Source organism: Kitasatospora sp. NPDC007106 (assembly GCF_040634455.1).
GTDB lineage: Bacteria > Actinomycetota > Actinomycetes > Streptomycetales > Streptomycetaceae > Kitasatospora > Kitasatospora arboriphila.
On sequence record NZ_JBEYFP010001021.1, the window covers coordinates 1 to 1,941 of the forward strand.

Consider the following 1,941-nt stretch of genomic DNA (forward strand, 5'->3'; position numbering starts at 1 on the left):
GTCGAGGAGATCGCCGGCCTGGTCGACGCGATGTACGCGCACGCGAGGACGGCGGCGGCGCGGGCCGGGCCGTGCGCGTCGGCGGCCGGCCACTCGTCGGCGAGCAGCAGGTGCCCGCCGGGCCGGAGCACCCGGGCGGCCTCGGCGAGGAAGCGTCCGGCGTCGGGGAAGCAGTGCACGGACTCCACCGAGACCACGGCGTCGAAGGAGGCGTCGGGGTGGGGCAGCCGGTCGGCCTCGCCGTACCGGAAGTCGAGTCCGGGGGCGGTGTGGTCGCGCCGGCAGAGCGCCACGTTCCGGGGCGAGGCGTCGAGGCCGGTGACGGTGCGGGGGCGGCGGGTGCGGGCGAGTCGGGCGGTGCCGCCGCCACGGCCGCAGCCGACGTCCAGCACCGCCGCGCCCTCCAGCGGGGCGGGCGCGGCGGTCAGGTCGTAGAGCGCGCCGCCGTGCCGCCCGGTGCCGGGCAGCTCCGGGTCGGCGCACGGGTCCGGCCCGTCGGGGCCGGCGGTGCAGTGGCCCATGTTGAGGAAGGTGAACCACGGGTCGGGGTGCAGCAGCGCGATGAGGTCGTACTTCGCGCGGTACAGCGCCCCGGCGCCGCCCGGCTGCCCGCCCTCGCCGGTCGGCCCGCCGAGGGCGGCGGCCAGGGCCCGGGCGGCGTCCCGGCAGTCCCGCGGTGCGGGCGCCGGGCGGTCGGGGAGGCGGGCGGCGAGGTGGTCGGCGACCCGCCGCCAGCGGTCGGGGCCGACGGCGGGCAGCCAGGTGAGCCCGTCCAGCAGATGCAGCGCCTGCTCGGGGTCGAGCGGGGCGAGCAGGGCCGGGTCGAGCGGCTCGGGCGGGTGCGCGGCGGGTGCGCTCACCGCGGCGGCTCCGCGAGCCGGTTGAGGCCGGCCCGGTCCTGGCCGCTGACGAGGGTGCAGGCGTGGCCGGGGAAGTGCGGGCGGACCTTGACCGCGGGCACGGTCATCCGGACGGCCAGGGCGAGCCGTTCGGCGCCCGAGGTGTTGACGCCGGAGGCGTGCAGCGCCCGGTCGGTGAAGACGGCGCACTGGCCGGGCCGCAGCGGCAGGGAGACGGCGCGGCTCTCGTCCACGTGCTCCGGCGGGACGAGCAGGGTGGCCCGGCGGCCGGGGCCGGACGGCCGGGCGGGCAGCACGGCCCGGGTGCCGGGGACGAAGCGCAGGCAGCCGCTGTCCTCGGTGACGTCGCTGACGGCGATCCAGAAGGTGAAGTGCAGCGGCGGCTCCAGCCCGTACTCCTCGCCGGGGGCGTAGACGCCGCCCCAGTCCTGGTGCCACTGGAACTCGGGGCCGCCGGAGGCCTTGGCGATGAAGGTCGACCGCCACACCAGCAGGTCCTCGCCGTACAGCGCGCGGGCGGCGGCCAGCAGGGCGGGGTGGGTGATCAGGCGGTGCACGGCCGGGGAGTCGAGGTGGCGGCTCTCGATGTACGGCACCGGGCTCGCGCCGCCGCGGCCGGCCACCAGGTTGGCGAGCCGCCCCTCGACCTGCTCGGCGGCGGGGGCGGGCGCGCGGCCGGGGGTGTCGAGCACGGCGGCGAGTTCGGGGCGCAGCGCCTCCATCTCCGCCACGGACATCAGGGTGAGCGGGCCGAGGAAGCCCTGTTCGCGGTAGCTGTCGCGCTGCTGCTGGGTGAGGTCGGACACGGGGTCGGCTCCTAGGTCGTCGATGCAGGTGCAGGTGCAGGTGCGGGTGCGGCGGCGGTGCGGGGCGGTGCGGCCGCGGGCGGCGGGTAGTGCCGCGAGGTGCCGAGAACGAGGTGCTCCCACGGGTCCAGGGCGACGCCGAGCGCGGCGAGGGCGGCGGTCTCCACCGCGGGGACGGGCCGCTCGGGGGTGCTGCCCGGCGGGGGCGGCGCGAGGAGGCCGTCGATGCCGTGGCCGGGCGGCAGCAGCCCGGCGAGCAGGGCGCCGCCGCCGGG

Annotated in this window: 2 protein-coding genes and 1 pseudogene; all 3 read right to left on the bottom strand. The window is 79.0% G+C overall.

The features are described 5' to 3' along the window. On the bottom strand, window positions 1-860 hold an 860-nt coding region (locus tag ABZ641_RS35280), incomplete at its 3' end, for a class I SAM-dependent methyltransferase (protein ID WP_359988484.1). Continuing rightward, complete coding sequence (locus ABZ641_RS35285; RefSeq protein ID WP_359988486.1) at window positions 857-1,666, bottom strand: phytanoyl-CoA dioxygenase family protein; 810 nt, start codon at window positions 1,664-1,666, stop codon at window positions 857-859. The genes ABZ641_RS35280 and ABZ641_RS35285, both read right to left, overlap by 4 nt. A gap of 11 nt (window positions 1,667-1,677) precedes the next feature. Further along, window positions 1,678-1,941: pseudogene (locus ABZ641_RS35290) on the bottom strand (2-oxoglutarate dehydrogenase, E2 component, dihydrolipoamide succinyltransferase); the annotation flags it as partial.